Source organism: Streptomyces sp. NPDC001204, assembly GCF_053598035.1.
The window spans coordinates 83,630-102,594 of the sequence record NZ_JBSFJL010000020.1 but is presented as its reverse complement, the minus strand read 5'-3'; the positions used below and the strand labels follow the sequence as shown (position 1 = coordinate 102,594).

Below are 18,965 nucleotides of genomic sequence, written 5' to 3'. Positions count from 1 at the left end.
CGACACGCCTGGCCGCCGGTGTGCCCCTCACGTGTCATGGGGGCACGGAACAAGGTTCGACATCACACCCAGGAGACAGCATGGCCGCCGATTCCCCAGAGGCCCGCAGCATCCGCGCCCCCCGCGGCTCCGAACTGAACTGCCTCGGCTGGCAGCAGGAAGGCGCCCTGCGGATGCTCATGAACAATCTCGACCCCGAGGTCGCCGAGCACCCGGAGGAGCTGGTCGTCTACGGCGGCACCGGCAAGGCCGCCCGCAACTGGGCCGCCTACGACGCCATCGTCCGCACCCTCAAGACGCTGAAGAGCGACGAGACCCTGCTCGTGCAGTCCGGCAAGCCGGTCGGTGTCATGCGCACCCACGAGTGGGCACCGCGGGTGCTCCTCGCCAACTCCAACCTGGTCGGCGACTGGGCCAACTGGGAGGAGTTCCGGTCCCTGGAGGCGCAGGGCCTGACCATGTACGGCCAGATGACGGCCGGTTCCTGGATCTACATCGGCAGCCAGGGCATCCTCCAGGGCACCTACGAGACCTTCGGCGCCGTCGCCCGGAAGAAGTTCAACGGCACGCTCGCCGGCACCATCACGCTCACCGCCGGCGTCGGCGGCATGGGTGGCGCCCAGCCGCTCGCCGTGACGATGAACGACGGCGTTGCCATCTGCGTCGACGTCGACCGCACCCGCATCGAGCGCCGCATCGCCCACCGCTACCTCGACGTCGCGGCGGACAGCCTGGACCACGCGCTCCAGCTCGCCATCGAGGCCCGGGACGCCCGCAAGCCGCTGTCCATCGGCCTCACCGGCAACGCCGCGGAGATCTTCCCGAAGCTGCTGGAGATGGGCGCGCCCATCGACATCGTGACCGACCAGACCTCGGCGCACGACCCGCTGTCCTACCTCCCCGTCGGCGTGAGCGTCGAGGAGTGGCACGAGCAGGCCCGCAAGGACCCGGCCGACTTCACCGAGCGCTCCCGCAAGTCCATGGCCCAGCACGTCGAGGCGATGGTCGGCTTCCTCGACAAGGGTGCCGAGGTCTTCGACTACGGCAACTCCATCCGCGACGAGGCCCGCAAGGCCGGCTACCAGCGCGCGTTCGACTTCCCCGGCTTCGTCCCGGCGCACATCCGCCCGCTGTTCGAGGAGGGCCTCGGCCCGTTCCGCTGGGCCGCCCTGTCCGGCGACCCCAAGGACATCGAGGCCACGGACAAGGCCATCATGGAGCTGTTCCCGGAGAACGAGCACCTGCACCGCTGGATCAAGATGGCCGGTGAGCGCGTGGCCTTCGAGGGCCTGCCCGCCCGCATCTGCTGGCTCGGCTACGGCGAGCGCCACCGCGCCGGCCTGAAGTTCAACGAGATGGTCGCCTCCGGCGAACTGTCCGCCCCGATCGCCATCGGCCGTGACCACCTGGACTCCGGCTCCGTCGCCTCGCCGTACCGCGAGACCGAGTCGATGCTCGACGGATCCGACGCCATCGCCGACTGGCCGCTGCTCAACGCCCTGGTGAACACCTCCTCCGGCGCCTCCTGGGTATCCATCCACCACGGCGGAGGCGTCGGCATGGGCCGCTCCATCCACGCCGGCCAGGTCTGCATCGCCGACGGCACCGACCTCGCGGCCCAGAAGCTCTCCCGCGTGCTGACCAACGACCCCGGCATGGGCGTCATCCGCCACGTGGACGCCGGCTACGAGCACGCCACCTCGGTGGCCCAGCAGCGCGGCGTGCGCGTCCCGATGGCCGAGAGCGGCACGGAATGAGCACCGACCACACCGCGATGCCCGCCGTCACCGCGACGGTGACGGCGGATGTGGCGCCGACGCCCTGGACGGGCCGGGACGACGGGCCCGGGGCCGACAACCTGCGCTGGCACCACGTGGTCGGCCTCGAACCCCATGACGCCGAACCGGGGGACGTCGCGTTCGTCGGCTTCCGCAGCGACGAGGGAGTCCGGCGGAACAAGGGCCGTCAGGGTGCGGCGGACGGCCCGCGCGCGCTGCGCGGCGCCCTCGCGTCCATGGCGCTGCCGGCGCCGGTGCGGGCGCTGGACGCCGGCGACATCGAGGTGGCCGACGGCGACCTGGAGAACGGGCAGCGCCGCCTGGGCCGGGTACTCACCTCGCTCGTCGACCGCGGCCACCCCGTGGTGGTGCTCGGCGGCGGCCACGAAGTCGCCTACGGCAGCTACCTGGGGCTGGCCGGCACCCGCGCCCTGCACGAGGGCGCTCGTCTCGGGGTGCTGAACCTCGACGCGCACTTCGACCTGCGCGACGACGTCCGGCCCAGCTCCGGCACACCGTTCCTCCAGATGGCACACGGGGAGGAGCAGCGCGGACAGCGGCTGAACTACTGGGTGCTCGGAGTGAGCCAGCCGAGCAACACCACCCGTCTCTTCCGCACCGCGGACAGGCTCGGGGTGCGGTACCTGCTCGACACCGAGTGCGGCCTGCCCGACCTCCAGCGCGTCGACGCGTTCATCGATGAGTTCCTCGCGACCTGCGACGTCGTGCACCTGAGCATCGACCTCGACGTGCTCCCCGCCGGTACGGCTCCGGGTGTGAGCGCCCCCGCCGCCTACGGGGTGCGGATGGAGGTCGTCGAGCACGTCTGCGCCGCGGTGGCGGCGAGCGGGAAGCTGGCCGTCTGCGACGTCGCCGAGCTGAATCCGGACCTCGACGCCGACCACCGCACGGCGCGGGCCGGCGCCCGGCTGGTCCATCGCATCCTGACCACCAGGAGCGCGACCGCCCGCCGGGCGTGACCTTCGATCCGGTCGCCAGGCTGTGCGAGCGAAAAGCGGGCTCACTCGGTGCTGTTGGCGTCCTCGGTGAGGATGCGGTAGACGGTGGCGACCGACGGGTGTTCGCCCTTGTTCCTGCCCGAGGCGATGACGAGCTTCTGCGCGATCTGCGGGACGGGGACGCCGTTGGTCCGCAAGGACCGGGCGTAGGCGGCCATGTCGTCGTCGACGACCTTGGGCCTGCCGCCGTGTCGGCCACGTTCGCGGGCGGATGCCTGACCTTCGAGGGACTTCTCCCGGATGTATTCGCGCTCGGGCTCGGCCATGCCGGCGAAGAACGCGAACAGGGCGGCGCCGTGTCCGGACGGGTCGTAGGACGCCTTGGAGGGGGCCGGTGAGGAGTTCGAGTTCGATGTCGTGATGGCGCAGGTCCTCGGCGATGGCCAGGAGTTCGGCGGCGCCGCGTCCGAGGCGCTTCATCTCGTGCACGGTGAGGATGACCCGCTGGTGGGGGACGGCCTTCTTGATGGTGCGGGCGAAGTCCATCGCCTTGACGAACTCCGGCCTGACCTTGACCCGGGTGCTGATCTTCTCCGGGAACACCGGATCACACCCGGCTTCCGCCAGCGCGTCGAGCTGGCTCTGGAGCTCTTGCTGGGCGGTGCTGCAACGGGCATACCCCACCCTCGTGCGCTGCGTCGCGGCTTCCGGGACGGCGGCCTCGATGGCCGTGCCCATCTCCCACGCGTGGCCGGGCCCGCGGTCGGCGGGGCTGCGGACTTCGAGCTCGGCGCGGAGCTGGCGGACGAGCATGAAGCGTGGGGTGTGGTACTTCGGGGCGACCTTGCCGCCGCGGGTGCGGCAGGCGCTTCCGGCAGGCACCGCACAGGTCGGACAGTCGAACTGTTCGACGGCGGCTGCCGGTTCGGTGGGCTCCGGCATGTCGCAGAACCTATCGCGAGGGGCATTGTGCGAAAGCCGTTTTGCGAGAGGTTGTGAGAACGAGGATCAGGGGGCAAAGCGGACACGTTCCGGCGGTGGGCTCCGGTCTCTCAGAGGGCATTCATGTCCTCTCAGAACTACTCATTTCTGCGAGTGGCCCACCGCAAGCGCCGTCAGCCTCGGCCGCATGGCGCTTCACGGAATGCGAAGGGGGCGAGGGGCTGCATCACCGGGCCGGCGGCCCGCATCTCCTTCTTCCTCCTCCGAGAAGGCAGGGCAAACGCTTCTTCTCACCGTGCCGGAAGGGGGGCGGGGTGCCGAGGCGCTGGGTTCGCCTCGACTGCCGTGACCAGGGGGGCCAGTTCGGGGTTCCTCGCGGCTTCGTCGAGCGCCTCCCTGAGGGCGGTGTCGTTGGTCGGCCGGGCCTCTTGCAGGAGCTTCAGGCCGGCGTCGCTGACGTCGGTGTAGATGCCGCGGCGGTCGGTCGGGCACAGGTAGCGGGAGAGCAGGCCGCGGTCCTCCAGGCGGGCGACGAGGCGGGTGGTGGCGCTCTGGCTGAGGACGACCGTGTCGGCGACCTGCTTCATCTGCAGGTGCCCGCCCTCGCCGTCGTGCTGGCGGCTGAGCACGTCGAGCAGCGAGTACTCCCGCACGCTCAGGCCGTGCCCGGCCTGCAGGGCGCGCTCGATGTGCGCCTCGATCCTGCCGTACAGGAGGTAGAGGGCCGCCCATCCGTTGGCGAGGGCGGTCAGTGCGGGGTCTGTGGTGGTCATGGGCCCGGGTCTCCTTCCAGATGCGGCCGAAGTCCAGGATATGTCCTTCTCGAAAATATCAGCTAGGGCCGTTATTCGGCGTACGCAAACATAGGGGACCGGAGCCGAGTGGGGTACCGGCGAGGTGCGGGCTCCGCCGACCTGCCGAAGAATCGTTTTATGCCTGGTTCCTCGTGATGGCCGCTTCCACCGCTCCAGGCGACTTCCACTCACCACGGATCGGCCCTGGTCGCCCCCAGGTCCGGACGGGCGCCGGTGCGGCGCCGGCACCAATCGGACACGGCCCGCCACCGATGGGTCGCCGCCACTTCTGGAGAGGTGTTCCCCCGATGCGGATCGATCTCAGTGGACGTACCGCGCTGGTCACCGGTTCGACGGCAGGTATCGGCGAGGCGGCCGCGCAGGCTCTGGCCTCCGCCGGGGCCGATGTCGTGGTCAACGGCCGCAACGCCGACCGTGTCGCCGAGACGGCGGAGCGGATCGGCGGGCGCGGTGTCGCGGCCGATGTCGGGACGGCCGGGGGGACGGCCGAGCTGATCCGGCAGTTGCCCGATGTTGACATCCTGGTCAACAGCACCGGCATCTTCGAGACCAGGCCGGTGTTCGAGATCCCTGACGCGGACTGGCTGCGCCTCTTCGAGGTCAATGCGCTCTCTGGTGTGCGGCTGGCGCGCCACTACGCACCGCGGATGGCCGGGCGGGGGTGGGGCCGCGTGATTTTCGTCAGCAGTGAGGCGGGTGTGCAGACGCCGACGGACATGACCCACTACGGGATGACCAAGACGGCGCAGCTGGCCGTGTCCCGCGGCATGGCCCAGGCGGTCGCCGGTACCGGGGTCACGGTGAACTGCGTGCTGCCGGGGCCGACGATGAGTGACGGTGTGCTGGCCATGTTCGACGAGCTCTATCCCGGTCTCAACCCCGATGAGCAGGAGCGGCGCTATCTGGCCGAGAACCGGGCGGCCGGCTCCCTGCTCAAGCGCCTGATCCGTCCCCACGAGGTGGCCGCCATGGTCACGTACGTGGCGTCGGAGCAGGCCTCGGCGACCACGGGCAGGGCGCTCGGTGTCGACGGCGGCCTCGTCCCCACGATCCTCCCCTGAGGCGGGCGCCCGGCATGGGGCCGAGACGGTCACCGCACAGACGCCTTCGGCTTGCGGGCCCGTCCGTACCGCAAGCGGGGATGGAAGCGACTCCTCAATGGCCCCACGTGCCCGCTGCACTCGCATCGGCCGGATCGTCTGGCTGGACCCCCTTGCATTGCACCGCGTCTGCAACTATTGTCTACGCATGTAAGGCGCTTGCGCATTAATTGCAGCGGCGCCCCGACCCTGACGGAGGACCGCCGTGCATCCCGGTGCCACGGCCCCGTCGGCAGGGCGGCCCCCACAGAGGCACCCGATCAATCCCGTGTCTCCCCCCTCCCGTGTCAGGGACGCCCCCGGCACGGAGACACCGATCGAAAAAGGCACCATCATGACCCTCAAGAACATCCTTCCCGGCCGTCTCGGCTTCGGCACCGCCCCGCTCGGCAACATGTTCCGCGCGATCCCCGACGAGGAGGCCCGCGCCACCGTCGAGGCCGCCTGGGACCAGGGAATCCGCTACTACGACACCGCCCCCTTCTACGGCGCCGGCCTCTCCGAGCAGCGCCTGGGTCAGGTCCTCTCCACCAAGCCCCGCGACGAGTACGTCCTGTCGACCAAGGTCGGCCGCGTCATCCTCGACGAGCACGAGACCGAGGTCCCCGACTTCGGCGAGAAGGGCGGGATCTTCGAGTACGGCAACCCCAACAGGGTCGTGCACGAGTGGACCGCCGAGGCCACCGAGCGTTCCATCGAGAGCAGCCTCAGGCGCCTCGGCGTCGACCGGCTCGACATCGTCTGGGTCCACGACATCGCCCAGGACTTCCACGGCGACCTGTGGGTGCAGAAGTTCGAGGAGGCCCGCACCGGCGCCTTCCGCGTCCTGTCCCGCCTGCGGGACGAGGGTGTCATCAGGGCGTGGGGCCTGGGCGTCAACAAGACCGAGCCGATCGAGATGACCCTCGCGCTCGACGAGCCGCAGCCCGACGGCTTCCTCCTCGCCGGCCGCTACACCCTCCTCGACCACGAGCACGCCCTTCAGCGCCTGCTGCCCATGGCCCAGGAGCAGAACGTCGGCATGGTCGTCGGCGGCCCCTACAGCTCCGGCATCCTCGCCGGCGGTGCCCACTTCGAGTACCAGCAGGCCCCGCCGGAGATCATCGCGAAGGTCAACCGCCTCAAGGAGCTCACCGCCAAGCACGGCATCTCCATCAAGGCCGCCGCGCTGCAGTTCTCCCTGGCCCACCCGGTGGCCGACGCCGTCGTCCCCGGCGCCACCAAGCCCAGCCGCATCGCCGAGGACATCGCCGCCCTCGGCGAGAAGATCCCGGCCGCGTTCTGGCACGACCTGCGCGCCGCGGGCCTGGTCAGCCCCGCCGCCCCCCTCCCCAACGGCGCCTGACCCCACCCACCCCGCCCCCCGCCCAGCACCAGAATCCAGGAGAAAGACCATGGCCTCCACTTCCGTCAGCCGCATCGTGCCCGCCTCGCCCGAGAAGGTGTGGAGCCTCATCGGCGGCTTCGACGCCCTGCCCGACTGGCTCCCCTACATCCCCGAGAGCGTCGCTGTCGAAGGCGGCCGGGTGCGCCGGCTGAAGAACCCCGAGGGCGAAGTGATCATCGAGCGCCTCGTGGACTTCAACGAGACCGAGCGCCACTACAGCTACGCCATCCTCCAGGCCCCGTTCCCGGTGGACGACGGGTACGTCTCCACCATCCGCGTCCACACCGTCCCCGGCCGTGACGACGTCGCCGAGGTCCAGTGGTCCGGCCGCTTCTACCCCAAGGGCGCCACCGAGCAGGAAGTCGTCGACCTGTTCACCGGCATCTACGCCGACGGCCTCGACGCCCTCCACAAGACCCTCTCCGCCTGACACTCCAGGGTCACCCACCGCGCGGCCCGGGCACGCACCCCGCGTACCCGGGCCGCGGTGCGTCCGGGGCGTGGAGTCTCCTGGGCCGGGCCGTCTGGGACTGTCGATGCGGCAGGCAAGGCGGGGGTGCAGCCCAAGCGCCCCCTCCAGCAGGCATGACAACGCCCTCGCCCAGGGTGGGATCAGGCGGCCGCGGTGAAGCTGGCGGCGGTCGGGTCCTGCTCGCGCAGCGGGGTCCGGGCCGCCCGGTACACCGGCAGCGTGCCCTCCGGCAGCTCCACCTGCCGCCGCACGAACTCCACCACCTGCTCCGGCACATCCTCCAGCGCCGGGAAACACCTCATACGCTGATACGACTTCAGCATCAGCAACAGGGCCAGCAGATGCTCCTCGCTGTCTGTAGCCCCGGCCGCCCACTCCAGCTCATCGCGAGTCAACGAGAAGAACAGATACAGCTCATGCGCGGTGATCAGCCGCTTGAACCGCGGATACGCGGTCCGCTCGATCGAGGTCACAACCCACCCCAGGCCCCAAGATGATGGTCAACACCACCACCAACAACGCTGCGCCGAACGGGTGACGGGCCGGGCGCTCAAGGCTTCAAGATCAACTCATTGCCCCTTTGACGCGTATCTGGGTCACACCCCAAAAGGCCGCAGCCTGGCGACCTCCGTCTGAGTACGGACCTGAGTACGCGCGCTCATGCTCCGCGGCATGGCGCGCGCCACACTCCTCGGCATGACCCACCTACCGCCACCGGCCGAGGAGTTGCGGATCCTCGACGCGGAGTTGTGGCAACTCGACGCCCGCCGGGCCCAGTTGCTGGCCCGTCGCGCCTACCTGATCGGTCTTCTCCAGCCGGCCCTCCCGCCCGCTCCGCCCGGGGCGCCGCGGCCCGAGACCACCGCGCCCCGGGTGCAGAACGTGCTCCTCGTCCTCGGCGGCGTCCTGCTCACCGTCGCCGCGATCGCGTTCACCCTGGTCAGCTGGGGGCATCTGGGGATCGCCGGCCGGTCTGCGGTGCTCGCCACGGTGACCGTGGCGGCGCTCGGCGCTCCCGTGCTGCTGCTGAAGCGCGGGCTGGACTCGACGGCGGAGGCGCTGGCGGGCCTCGGTCTGGCGCTGACAGTGCTCGACGCGTACGCGTTGCACGAGGTCGCGCTGACGGCCACCGACGGCATGGGGTACGCGGCCGTCGCGGCGGCGGTCCTGGCCGGGGCGTGGTGCGGGTACGGCAAGGGACTCGGTTCCCTGCGCGTCCCCTTCCCCGCGGCGCTGGCCGCCGCCCAGTTTCCGCTGCTGCTGTGGGCGGTGGCGGCCGGCCCGGATCCGTACGCGATCACGGCCGCGCTGTTGCTGACGGCCGCGTTCGACACGGCCGTCGCACTCCGGACGTCAACGAGGTCCCTGCGTGTCTCCGCCGCCATCGGCTCGTGCGGGACGGGCGGTTGGGGCGTGGTGGCGGCCGGTGCGCTCTCCTGGGAGGCCTCGGGACCGGGCGCCGCAGCCCGTGCGGCGGCGCTCCTCGCCCTCGCCGCGGCGATCGCGCTGTACGCCGCGTGGCGCGCTCCACGGCAGGGTCTTGCCGTCGGCGCCGCGGTGACCGGCGGCCTGCTCCTGGTCGCGGCGCTCGGCGGCATCCCGCGCGCGTCGCTGCCCGGGGTGTGGACGGTGCCCGGCTATCTGGCCTGCGGTGCCGTGCTGCTGGCGGCCGTCCGCGCTCCGCTCCCGGAACCCGTGCGGCGCGGTGCCGTCCGGGCGTCGGCCGCCGTCCAGTCCCTGGCAGTGCTGTGGGCGCTGCCCCTGGTCGTCGAGGCGCTGTGGGGTCCGGTCGGCTGGACGGGACGGATCTGGTCGGGGGCGCCGTCGGATCTGCGCGCCGCGGTGACGGTCTGGGCGCCCTGGCCGGCGGACGCGGCGGCCGCGCCCCTGGTGCTCGCGGTCGTCGCGGCGGTTCTGGCCGGGGCGGCCCGCGTCACCACGACCCGGCGCGACCCGGCCTCGGCCGGTGCCGTGGTCCTGGTCTGGGCGACCGCGCTCGTCTTCCCGGCCGCCCTGCAACTCCCTTATGTGGTCGGCCTGTTCACGCAGGGGCTGACGGTCGTGACGGCGCTGGCCGTGGCGGCGTACGCGCCTCGGACGCCGACGTCCCGTACCGCCGTCCTCCTCTCCCTGTTCACCGCGGCCGGCGTCGCTCTCCTCTCGCTCGCCTCCCAGGGCGCCACCCTGGCCGTGCTCGCCGCGCTGACGGCGGTCTTCGCGGTGGCCGCAGCACACCCGCGCCTGACCGCCGTCTGCGCGAGCGCATCCCTGGCCGGTGCGGCGGGTCTCGCCTGCGCGATGGGTGCCGCAGCGGGCCGGCCGCCCGCGCAGACGGCGCTGCTGGTCCTGGTCGTCCCGGCCGCAGCGGCCCTGCTCGCGGCGCGGGTCCCGCGGACCGGGGTGCCGGTCGAGGTCACGGGCGCCGTCGCGGGGCTGCTGGCCGTCGGGCTGGCCGGCACCGACGCGCCCGTGCTGGCCCTCGTACTGGCCCTGTGCGGGGTGATCGCGGCGGGCACCGCCGTGCGTGCCGACCGCCGTCAGGTGGGGTACGTCGCCGCCGCGCTGTTCGTGCTGGCCACCTGGGTGCGGCTCGGGTCGTGGGCCGTGGGCGCCCCGGAGGCGTACACCCTGCCGGTGACCGTCCCGGCGCTGGTCGTGGGCTTCGTCCGGCGCCGTCGGGACCCGGAGGCCTCGTCGTGGACGGCGTACGGTCCCGGGCTGTCGGCGACGCTCGTACCGAGCCTGCTCGCGGCGTGGGCCGACGCGGACTGGCCGCGCCCCCTGCTGCTCGGCACGGCGGCCCTCGCCCTCAGCCTGCTGGGCGCCCGCCACCGGCTCCAGGCGCCGCTCGTCCTCGGCGGGAGCGTGCTCGTGCTGGACGCGCTGCACGAACTCGCCCCCTACCTGGTGCAGTTGGCTGGCGTACTCCCCCGCTGGCTGCCTCCCGCGTTCGCCGGGCTGCTGCTGCTGGTGCTGGGCGCGACGTACGAGCAGCGGCTCCGGAACGCCCGACGGGCGCGGGAGGTACTGGGGCGGATGCGCTGAGGGACGGCCATGTAATCCGGACGGCGAGCGTCGGGAGAGGCCCTAGGCTCATGGTTGACCATGGTTACGGCAGAGGGGGTCCAGAACATGAGCGGGACAGTGACGGCGGTCAGCAGCAACGGGGAGTACTCGTTCACCAAGCCGAACAGGGACAGCATCACACTGCTCGCCGGGCTCGGTGTGGAGGGGGACGTGCACGCCGGTATGACGGTCAAGCACCGGTCGCGCGTCGCGCAGGATCCCACGCAACCGAATCTGCGCCAGGTCCACCTCATCCACGAAGAGCTCTTCGACGAGGTCGGCGAAGAAGGGTTCACGGTGGCACCCGGCGAACTCGGCGAGAACATCACCACACGCGGCATCGACCTGCTCGGTCTGCCGGTCGGCACCCTGCTGCGTGTCGGCGACACCGCGGTCTTGGAGGTCACCGGCCTGCGCAACCCCTGCCGGCAGATCGACACCTTTCAGGACGGCTTGCTGAAGCAGGTGGTCGGCCGCGACGAGGCGGGGAACATCGTGCGCAGAGCCGGAATCATGACCATCGTGAGAGAAGGCGGCGTGGCGCGTCCCGGCGACACGATCGAAGCGGAACTGCCCAGCGGTCCGCACCGGCCCCTGGACCGGGTCTGACGTGACTCCCGCGCAGACCGTGACATGAGCAGTCGAGGCGCCGGAGTCACGGGCCGCTCTGGTGCTCGGCGAGGCTTCCGGTGTTCTTGACGATCACCGTGTCGCCGGTCCGGCTGAAATCGTAGTAGCGGTGGGCGTCCGCCGTGCTCAGGTGGATGCAGCCGTGGGAGGTGTCGGTCCGGCCGATGACGTGGTCCCACGGTGCCGCGTGGACGAACACTCCCGAGCTGGTCAGGCGCACGGCCCAGTGGACCGTGAGGACGTAGTAGTTGGGGTTGCCCGGATCACAGGTGATGTTCGCGCTGCACGAGGTCATCTTGATGACGGCGTCCTTGCCCAGTACGTGGAACGTTCCGGACGGCGTCCGGAAGCCGGACTTTCCGAAGCCGACGGTGAAGGTCATCACCGTGCGGCCGTGATCCGTGACGGTCATCCGGTGGGTCGCCGCGTCGATCGTCGAAACGCGGCCCCCGGAGGCCGCCCGGGCGGGACCGGCGCCCAGCGTCAGAACCGCCGCGAGGGCGCCGACCAGTACGAGCCGGGTGGCATCACGAAGGCGTGGGCGTGGAACGTGGCGTTGGTGTGCCATTTCTGATCACCGTCGCTCTCTGCGTGAACAGGATATTCCGCTCCCTCTCAGTCGGCGTCCGCGAGCATCTCCTCCGAGAGCGTCCACAGGCGTCGTGCGCCCGCCGGGTCGACGGTGCAGCGGGCCACGCCCTGCGGGCGGGCAGCATCGATCTCGCGCTGCTGACGTCGGCGCCGCCGTTTCGGGCGGCCGCCGTCTCGCGCGCCGGACAGCGAATCGCCCCCATTGGCGCCGGAAACACTCACGGAGCGGGACCTGTGTCCGGCCGTGCCGACGGCGCGCCGGCTGGGGCGCGGACCTGCGCGGACGGCAGTGGATCGCCGGTTCGTCGTCCGGCGCGGACGGACGGACGGGCGGGACGGGCGGACGGGCGGACGGGCGTGTGGCCGGGCCTGCCACAAGCGCCCCGAAATCGCGCACCCGGCCCGGGACTGGCAGGCGAGACTGCATCCGGTGGCCCCCGTGTGAGCGACGCCGCGGTGGCCCCCACCGGCCAGGGCCATCGCGTACAGGTCGGCGACCCGTACGCGATGGGTTTCCAGGCGATCCCCTACGCCGCCCGCCTCGGGCTGGCTCAGCGCATGTCGGCCGGCCGGGCGGGCCCGTCGAAGGGGAAGCGGCGGCGGAAGTCGTCCGCCGCGTCCTCCAGCGTGCAGAAGCCGACCCCGTCATGCCCGGAGACGTAGTCGATGAAGCGTTCCAGCATGAGCAGCACCTGGGGTCGGCCGCTCACGTCGGGGTGCAGCGTGATCGGCAGGACCGCGTAGTCCAACTCCCGGTAGACCCAGTCGAACTGGTCCTTCCAGTCCTGCTCCAGGACCCGCGGGCTGACGTAACCGTGGCTGTTGTGGGCGTGCTTGTTGAACATCATCGGCGGCAGGTCGTCGACGTACCAGTTGCCGCAGAACTCGACGAGATCGACCTCGTGGCCGTGGATCAGGGGCTTCATCCAGTCCTTGGCCTCGGCGGTGTAGTCGATCTTGGTCCATTGGTCGCCCACGCGGGCGTAGAAGGGGGTGAAGTCGCGGTAGTTCTGCGAGTGGTCGTAGGAGAAGCCGTACTTGTGCAGGAGTTCCGCGGTGTACGGCGACATCTCCCACCAGGGCGCGACATAGCCGCGCGGCTTGCGTCCGGTGTACTGCTCGATGAGCTCCACGCACTTGGCGAGGACGTCCTCCTCCTGCTGCGGGGTCATCGCGATCGGGTTCTCGTGCGAGTAGCCGTGGGCGCCGATCTCATGGCCCGCCTCCACGACCATCCGGGTCTGCTCGGGGAAGGTCTCGATGGAGTGGCCCGGAATGAACCAGCTGGTGCGTATGCCGTACCGCTCGAACAGCTTCAGCAGGCGCGGGGTGCCGACCTCGCCCGCGAAGACGCCGCGCTGGATGTCGTTCGGGGAGTCCTCGCCACCGTAGGAGCCGAGCCAGCCCGCGACGGCGTCCACATCGACACCGAGGGCGATCTTGATGTCCTTGGTGGCCGTGGGGCCGGTTGTCGTGGCCTGGATGGTGCTTTCCTGCGTCACAGTGCGTATTGCCTTTCGTGCGAAGAGGTCAGAGTCGGTGGTCGAGGGCGCTGTGGATGCGGGCCGTGGCGGCGGACAGCGCGGCGGTGTCGGCGTCGGACCAGTCGCGTTCCTCCATGCTGTGCACGGAGAGCCAGCCCGCGAGGGCTCCGTCGCGTTCGACGGGGCCGAGCATCTGCGCGTGTACTCCGTAGACGTCGATCAGCGCCTGCGGCGGGTGCGGGATCGCCTCGAAGTGCGGCTGGACGAGAGGGGTCCGGTTGCGCTCCAGCCACTCGACGGTGTTCAGCCGCCGCTGGTCGAGCGAGGCGTCACGGCGGATGGAGCGGACGCCCTCGCGGTGTGCCTCGCCCGCCGTGAGGTCGACGTGCAGCCCGTGCTCGGGCAGGTCGACACGGAAGGTGGTGCGGTCGGCGCCGGTCGCGGCGAGCAGGTCCGCCAGCACCTCCTGGAAGCGGGCGCGCAGGCTGCCGGTGCGCAGCAGGTCGCCGTGGCCGGGGAGCGCGGGGGCGGCGCCGGACAGGTCCAGCGACTTCCACAGGGTCCCGGTGACACTGTCGAACACCGGGACTTTCAGCTCCTGTTCGAGTTGCTCGGCGACCCCGGCGCCGTGCACGTTGGTGCAGACGACGGCGACCGCGTGGGCGTCCCCGCGCGCGGCGCCGCGGACCTGGCGGGCGACCTCGCCCTCCGGGACGCGGGCGAAGGCCTCGTTGTCGCTGATCCCGAACGGCTCGGCGGCCAGGGTGCAGACGACGCCCTCCTTGGCGTACGTCGCCGCGATCCGCTCGGCCACGTCGCGGGTGTAGGGCAGGGCGAGCCCCAGCCGGGTGACGCCGTAGGCGGCGCAGGCGTCGAGCAGCGCGAGGGTGGAGGTGGTGGCGGGCACGCCGGTGGCCTCGGTGATCGCGGCGCACAATGCGCGGTCGCGATCGACGCCTAGCCAGGAGCCGGAGGTGCCGTTCCAGGCGATCACGTCGACCTTGGCGTCGGCGAGTTGCCGGGCGGCGGCGAGCATCGGCGCGGTGTCGAACTGGGCGTCGCAGCCGTCGTCCAGCGCGATGCGGGTGACGGGCACGCGGGCGAAGTGCGCCGTCACGCGGGCGTCGGCGCCGGTGGTTCCCAGCAGCCGGTATGTCACCGGTTCCAGGCAGGTGTTGGAGGACGGGGTGAGCATGCCCAGCCGATGGGGCCGCCCGTCGGGCTTCGCGCGCGTGAGCGTCGTCGTCATGGTCGGGGGCGTCGTCATCGGGTCGTGAGCCTCCTGCTGCAGTCGAGGGCGAGGGACGACGCGGTGAAGAGCACACCCGCGCCGACGAAGTACAGAAGGGCCCAGGTGTAGGAGCCCGTGCCGCCGACGATGAAGCCCACGACGATCGGCGTGACGATGCCGGCGATGTTCCCGGAGAGGTTCATGGCGCCGCCGACGATCCCGGCGTTGGCGCGGCCCGCGAGGATGGACGGCAGCGACCAGTACAGGCCCGCCCAGCGCAGGAAGAACAGCACGGTGGAGAGCAGGACGACGGCCGTGACGGCGTCCGGCACCAGCACGACGCCGAGCAGTCCGGCGACGACGACGGCACCGGCCGCACCCAGCAGGGTGCGCATGACCGTGTTCACCGGGGCGCCCTTGGCCTGCCAGCGGTCGGACAGCCATCCGCCGGCGAGTTCCCCGACGAAGCCGGCGCCGAAGATGGCGAGAGTGGACCAGCCGAGCGTCGAGATGTCGAAGCCCTTGGCCTCGGAGAGGTAGAGGGGCCCCCACGTGAGCAGCCCGTAGAAGACGCCGTTGAAGCCCATCCAGCCCAGGCACATCGCCCAGAAGGAACGGTGCCTGAGGTAGGGCAGCAGCCCGGCGCGGCCGCCCTTCTCCCCTTGCGCGTCCTCCTCCGCGTGGGCCCGTTCGATGTACGTGGCCTCGGCTTCGTTGACCCGGGGATGCTCGCGCGGGGTGTTGCGGATGTACCAGGCCGCGTAGAGCCCGACGACGGAGGTCAGCACACCGGCGACGACGAAGCTGACGCGCCAGCTGCCGGTCCAGGTGATCAGACCGGAGATGATGACGCCGCCGAGCGCCGCGCCGAGCGGGGCGCCGCCGTCCAGCAGCACCGCGCCCCTGCCGCGCTCCCTTGCGGGCAGCCACTGGGCGTTGAGCTTGCCGCCGGCCGGCATCACGGGGGCTTCGACGGCGCCGAGCGCGAGTCGCAGTCCGAGCAGGGAGCCCGCACTCGTCGCGCCGGCGGTGAGCGCTTGGACGACGCCCCAGCCGATACAGGAGCCGGACGCCATGAACCGGGCGCCGAAGCGGTCGATCAGCCAGCCGCTGGGCAGTTGCATCAGCGCGTACGTCCAGAAGAACGCGCTCAGGACGAAGCCGGTGGTCTCCTTGGAGAGGCCGAGGTCCTTCGTGATCAGTGGCAGGGCCACCGAGACGGAGCTGCGGTCGATGTAGTTGAGCGCGACGACACCGAGGAGCAGCACGAACATGGTCCAGCGCACCCGGCTGGGCCGGGCGCCCGCGGGGGAGGCGGAACCGGGCGCGGTTTCGGCATCCGCCTCCCGGGCGCTCCCCGGGGCGGTCCCTGAGGTGGGCTGTCTTGCTGAGGCACTCATGGTGAACCCTCGTTTCAGCATGGGAAAGGAGGTGAGAAGGGCATGGTCCGGCGCCTGGGCAGGACGGGGTCCAGGTGGGACCAGGACAGCTGCAGCAACGTCACAGCCAGGCCGTTCGTCGGCTTGGTATACCTAAAATGAAGGTGCGAGAACTCCCCCGTCAAGGTTTTGGTATACCTTAATTTCCTCGACATGCCCGGAGGCCTTGTGAACCCGAAGAAGACCGCGGCGGCCGGCGCCGCCCCGGCGGCACAGCAGTCCGGCGCCTCCTCGGCCACCGGTTCGATGTGGCTGCGCGACCAGGTCTGCGAAGGCCTGCGCGACCGCATCATCACGGGCCGCCTGAGACCGGGAGACCGCCTCATGGAGCGCGAGGTGGCGGACGAGTTCGGGGTGTCACGCGTGCCGGTGCGCGAGGCGATCCGCATCCTGCTGTCCGAGGGGTTCCTCCAGGCGCTCTCGCCCCGTCGCATCGTCGTGCGCGGTATGACCCGCGAGGACGTCGAGAACCTCTTCGACATGCGCGAGGCCCTGGAGGTCCTGGCGGCGCGCCGCGCCACCGAGCGCGCGACGGCGGACCAGCTTCAGCACCTGGCCAAGCTGTTGCAGGCGGCGCGGCGGGCCACCATGTCCGGCACGCCCGAGCGCATCTCGCGCGCCAACACCGCCTTCCACCACCAGATCATGGAACTCGCCGGCAACGACCTCCTCAGCACCACGCTCGGCTCGCTCGAAGGACGACTGCGCTGGCTCTTCCAGCAGATCGACGATCCCCACCCGCTGTGGGACGACCACCGAGGGCTGTACGAGGCGATCGCGGCCGGAGACGCGGAACGCGCCGCGGACCTGTCACTGCGGCACATCCAGCACTACCGGAAGGTCGCGCTGAGAGTGCTGTTCGAGGAGCCGCCCTCCCGGCCATGAACAGCCGAGCCCGCGCACTCACGACCACTCGCCCGAATCCACGCCGCCCGCGTACCCGACCTTCACGCGGGGGCTTCCGGCACGCCCGAGTTCTCCGCTTGGCCTCGGCCGGTCCCCCAGTGGGGTCGATGGGCCACAGCGGCCTGCTACTGGACGAGTTCCCCGACCCGCGTCCCACGGTCCGCGGTCACGAAGCGGCCGGCATCGTGGAGGAGTTCGGCTCGGAGATCACCGGACTCGATGTCGGCCGGGCGGGTCGCCGCGACCTGCCGGCGCTCTTGCAAGCGCTGCGCGGCGTGCGCTCGTGGGCTCTGCTCCGCGTGCCCGACTTCCATGATCCACGCGGGCCTGTCGATCCTCGAGATCTGCGGCACGCCGGCCCCGGCCGGAATACCCACCCGCGTCACCGACGCGTCCCGGCTCCTCGCCACGGGACGCCGAGCCGCCCGGTCAGCCGTTTCCCGACCGGAGTGCCGCGGCGCCGGTCACCAGGGCAGCGGCCCCGTCACGTCGAAGTACCCGCCGGTGGGGCCGTCCGGGGCCGGCATTGCCATGCGGACGATGATTTCGGCGCCCTCCTCGACCGTCTGGATCCCGGTGTTCCCGTTCAGGTCCGTCTTGGTGAAGCCGGGCTCCACCGCGTTGATCCGCATGGCCGGGAACGCCTTCGCGTACTGCACGGTGATCATGTTGACTGCGGCCTTCGAAGCCGGATACGCCACCCCCGGGTAGGCAGCGGCCGGGTGGCCCGGGTCGGCCACGTGCGCGAACGAGGCAAGGCCGCTGCTGACGTTGACCACGACCGGCGACGCGGACCGCCGTAGCAACGGCAGGAACGCGTGGGTGACGCGTACCGTGCCGAAGACATTGGTCTCGAAGACCTCCCGCATCATGTCGGCGGTGACGTCCGCCGCGCCGGCCACCTCGTTGTTCGGGCCGCGCGCCTCGACGCCTGCGTTGTTGACCAGCACGTCGAGGCCTCCCTCGGCCTCGATCGTCTTCACCGCGGCGGCGACGGACGCGTCGTCGGTGACGTCGAGCTGTACGGCCCGGGCTCCGTCACCCAGTTGCTCGGCGGCGCGGCGGCCCCGGGCCGCGTCCCTGCTCCCGACGTAGACGGTGTGGCCCGCGGCGATCAGGCGGCGGGCGGTCTCGTAGCCGAGGCCCTTGTTCGCTCCGGTGATCAGTGTTGTCGTCATGCCTCCACGATCCGCCCCGCCCGCCCGCGCGGCCAGGCGTCCCGTCTTCCTGGGACCAGCGGTACCAGGCAGGCTCGCGGCCGGCCGGGGCACACTTGGCCGCATGGCGACGGCGGAGTTCGGCAAAGCGGTGCGCCGCTGGCGCGACCGGGTCCGGCCCGAGGCCGCGGGGCTGCCGGCCGGCGGGCAGCGGCGCGCGGCGGGGCTGCGGCGCGAGGAGCTGGCGATGCTGGCCGGGATCTCCGCCGACTACGTCACCCGGCTCGAGCAGGGCCGTGCCACCAACCCCTCGTCCCAGGTCGTCGAGGCTCTGGCCCGGGCGCTGCGGCTGTCGGAGGAGGAGCGCGCGCACCTGTTCCGGCTGGCCGGGCTCGCGCCGCCGGGCCCCGAGACGGTGCCGGCGTACATCACCCCGAGCGTCCAGCGGCTGCTGGACCGGCTGACGGGGACGCCCGTGGCGGTCTTCGACGCGTCCTGGACCCTGCTCATGGCCAACGCGCCGTACGCGGCCCTGTTGGGCGACCCGTCCGGCCGGCGCGGCAACGAGCGCAACGGCGTGTGGCGCCACTTCCTCGGCCCGGGGACCGGGACCCGGCGCGCACCGCAGGCGCAGCGCGATCACGAGGCCGCGCTCGTCGCCGACCTGCGCGCGGCCGCCGAACGCTACCCGGCCGACCGGAGGCTGCAACGGCTGATCGCCGAACTGCGCGGCGGCAGCGAGCGGTTCGCCGAGCTGTGGGACGCGAGCGCCGTCGGCCGCCACGAGGCCTCCCGCAAGACGATCGACCACCCGCGGGTGGGGCCCGTCACGCTGGACTGCGACGTCCTCACCGTGGCGGGCAGCGACCTGCGGATCATGGTCTACACGGCCGAACCCGGCACCGAGGACGCCGAACGCCTCGCCCTCCTCACCGTCCTCGGCACCCGGGACCTCGTCGCCCCCACCACCTGAGCATCCCGCCGGATGCGGCCTTGGCCTGCCCCGAT

The 18,965-nt window shown here is 71.5% G+C and carries 17 protein-coding genes and 2 pseudogenes; 10 read left to right on the top strand and 9 right to left on the bottom strand.

Annotated elements, in window-relative coordinates; genetic code table 11:
• Positions 1-80: 80 nt before the first annotated feature.
• Together hutU and hutG are read left to right on the top strand one after the other, a co-directional pair.
• Complete coding sequence (gene hutU, locus ACWC91_RS25835; RefSeq protein ID WP_225077113.1) at positions 81-1,757, top strand: urocanate hydratase; 1,677 nt, start codon at positions 81-83, stop codon at positions 1,755-1,757.
• The gene (gene hutG, locus ACWC91_RS25830; RefSeq protein ID WP_225077114.1) at positions 1,754-2,758 is read left to right on the top strand and encodes a formimidoylglutamase; all 1,005 of its coding nucleotides are present in this window, start codon (positions 1,754-1,756) and stop codon (positions 2,756-2,758) included. Before hutU ends, hutG begins: the two co-directional genes overlap by 4 nt.
• Positions 2,759-2,799: 41 nt before the next feature.
• Here the strand turns inward: hutG and ACWC91_RS25825 are convergent, their stop codons facing one another.
• The 3 genes and pseudogenes from ACWC91_RS25825 to ACWC91_RS25815 all read right to left on the bottom strand — a co-directional run bounded on the left by ACWC91_RS25825 (position 2,800) and on the right by ACWC91_RS25815 (position 4,452).
• Entirely contained in the window at positions 2,800-3,063 is a 264-nt protein-coding gene (locus ACWC91_RS25825) for a hypothetical protein (protein WP_450640446.1), read from the bottom strand.
• A gap of 127 nt (positions 3,064-3,190) precedes the next feature.
• Positions 3,191-3,679 (bottom strand): annotated as a pseudogene (locus tag ACWC91_RS25820) (recombinase family protein); the annotation flags it as partial.
• Positions 3,680-3,969: 290 nt separating this feature from the next.
• Positions 3,970-4,452, bottom strand: coding sequence for a MarR family winged helix-turn-helix transcriptional regulator (locus tag ACWC91_RS25815; protein ID WP_225077116.1), 483 nt, complete (start codon positions 4,450-4,452; stop codon positions 3,970-3,972).
• 329 nt (positions 4,453-4,781) lie between these two features.
• On the opposite strand from ACWC91_RS25815, the gene ACWC91_RS25810 reads away from it, so the two are divergent.
• The 3 genes from ACWC91_RS25810 to ACWC91_RS25800 all read left to right on the top strand — a co-directional run bounded on the left by ACWC91_RS25810 (position 4,782) and on the right by ACWC91_RS25800 (position 7,411).
• On the top strand, positions 4,782-5,555 hold the full coding sequence (locus tag ACWC91_RS25810; protein ID WP_450640448.1) for an SDR family NAD(P)-dependent oxidoreductase: 774 nt from the start codon (positions 4,782-4,784) through the stop codon (positions 5,553-5,555).
• Positions 5,556-5,928: 373 nt separating this feature from the next.
• On the top strand, positions 5,929-6,939 hold the full coding sequence (locus ACWC91_RS25805) for an aldo/keto reductase (protein WP_450640450.1): 1,011 nt from the start codon (positions 5,929-5,931) through the stop codon (positions 6,937-6,939).
• 49 nt (positions 6,940-6,988) lie between these two features.
• On the top strand, positions 6,989-7,411 hold the full coding sequence (locus ACWC91_RS25800; RefSeq protein ID WP_390878454.1) for an SRPBCC family protein: 423 nt from the start codon (positions 6,989-6,991) through the stop codon (positions 7,409-7,411).
• A gap of 182 nt (positions 7,412-7,593) precedes the next feature.
• Here ACWC91_RS25800 and ACWC91_RS25795 read toward each other — a convergent pair whose 3' ends face one another.
• Complete coding sequence (locus ACWC91_RS25795) at positions 7,594-7,926, bottom strand: DUF4158 domain-containing protein (RefSeq protein WP_450640451.1); 333 nt, start codon at positions 7,924-7,926, stop codon at positions 7,594-7,596.
• Positions 7,927-8,125: 199 nt separating this feature from the next.
• On the opposite strand from ACWC91_RS25795, the gene ACWC91_RS25790 reads away from it, so the two are divergent.
• Positions 8,126-10,498: an SCO7613 C-terminal domain-containing membrane protein gene (locus ACWC91_RS25790; RefSeq protein WP_450640452.1), complete on the top strand. Its 2,373-nt coding sequence runs from the start codon at positions 8,126-8,128 to the stop codon at positions 10,496-10,498.
• An 87-nt stretch (positions 10,499-10,585) separates the two neighbouring features.
• A complete protein-coding gene (locus tag ACWC91_RS25785; RefSeq protein ID WP_450640453.1) occupies positions 10,586-11,128 on the top strand; it encodes an MOSC domain-containing protein in 543 nt (180 codons plus the stop codon).
• 46 nt (positions 11,129-11,174) lie between these two features.
• Here ACWC91_RS25785 and ACWC91_RS25780 read toward each other — a convergent pair whose 3' ends face one another.
• Positions 11,175-11,717, bottom strand: a complete 543-nt coding sequence (locus tag ACWC91_RS25780; RefSeq protein ID WP_225077122.1) for a L,D-transpeptidase — start codon at positions 11,715-11,717, stop codon at positions 11,175-11,177.
• 128 nt (positions 11,718-11,845) lie between these two features.
• Here ACWC91_RS25780 and ACWC91_RS25775 point away from each other — a divergent pair.
• A pseudogene (locus ACWC91_RS25775) lies at positions 11,846-12,176 on the top strand (hypothetical protein); the annotation flags it as partial.
• Positions 12,177-12,291: 115 nt separating this feature from the next.
• Here ACWC91_RS25775 and ACWC91_RS25770 read toward each other — a convergent pair.
• The 3 genes from ACWC91_RS25770 to ACWC91_RS25760 are packed head-to-tail and all read right to left on the bottom strand — an operon-like array spanning position 12,292 to position 15,855.
• Positions 12,292-13,242, bottom strand: coding sequence for a polysaccharide deacetylase family protein (locus ACWC91_RS25770; RefSeq protein ID WP_225077124.1), 951 nt, complete (start codon positions 13,240-13,242; stop codon positions 12,292-12,294).
• 28 nt (positions 13,243-13,270) lie between these two features.
• On the bottom strand, positions 13,271-14,491 hold the full coding sequence (locus tag ACWC91_RS25765; RefSeq protein ID WP_450640455.1) for a maleate cis-trans isomerase family protein: 1,221 nt from the start codon (positions 14,489-14,491) through the stop codon (positions 13,271-13,273).
• Positions 14,488-15,855, bottom strand: a complete 1,368-nt coding sequence (locus tag ACWC91_RS25760) for an MFS transporter (RefSeq protein WP_225077126.1) — start codon at positions 15,853-15,855, stop codon at positions 14,488-14,490. Before ACWC91_RS25760 ends, ACWC91_RS25765 begins: the two co-directional genes overlap by 4 nt.
• Positions 15,856-16,047: 192 nt before the next feature.
• Here ACWC91_RS25760 and ACWC91_RS25755 point away from each other — a divergent pair, with 192 nt between their 5' ends.
• The gene (locus tag ACWC91_RS25755; protein WP_281154836.1) at positions 16,048-16,779 is read left to right on the top strand and encodes a GntR family transcriptional regulator; all 732 of its coding nucleotides are present in this window, start codon (positions 16,048-16,050) and stop codon (positions 16,777-16,779) included.
• Positions 16,780-17,264: 485 nt separating this feature from the next.
• On the opposite strand, the gene ACWC91_RS25750 is transcribed toward ACWC91_RS25755, so the two are convergent.
• Positions 17,265-17,978 (bottom strand): SDR family NAD(P)-dependent oxidoreductase, encoded by a 714-nt coding sequence (locus ACWC91_RS25750; protein ID WP_450640458.1) that lies wholly within the window; start codon positions 17,976-17,978, stop codon positions 17,265-17,267.
• Positions 17,979-18,081: 103 nt separating this feature from the next.
• Here ACWC91_RS25750 and ACWC91_RS25745 point away from each other — a divergent pair, with 103 nt between their 5' ends.
• Entirely contained in the window at positions 18,082-18,930 is an 849-nt protein-coding gene (locus tag ACWC91_RS25745) for a helix-turn-helix transcriptional regulator (protein WP_450640460.1), read from the top strand.
• The last annotated feature ends 35 nt before the right edge of the window (positions 18,931-18,965 follow it).